1 pseudogene is annotated in these 242 nt (G+C 53.7%); it reads left to right on the forward strand.

Going from position 1 to position 242, the window contains the following annotated elements:
• A pseudogene (locus tag HBA93_RS23020) lies at positions 1-242 on the forward strand (flagellar motor protein MotA); the annotation flags it as partial.

Consider the following 242-nt stretch of genomic DNA (forward strand, 5'->3'; position numbering starts at 1 on the left):
ATTTCTGGCTCTGGTTCTAATGCGTCAGATTCAGACATTTTTTGTTACCAATCCGGGTCTCAATGGTTTGATTCTCGGCGTCCTGCTGGTGGGTATCCTGCTGACTTTCACGCAGGTTCTACGGCTTGTACCGGAAATCCGCTGGGTTAACTCCTTCCGTGACGGCGACGACAACGTTTCTGATCCGGTTCTGCTGGCACCAATGCGGGCGATGATCGGCCGCCGCCAATCGATGGCACTCT

It is taken from the genome of Ochrobactrum sp. SFR4 (assembly GCF_019730395.1).
Lineage (GTDB): Bacteria > Pseudomonadota > Alphaproteobacteria > Rhizobiales > Rhizobiaceae > Pseudochrobactrum.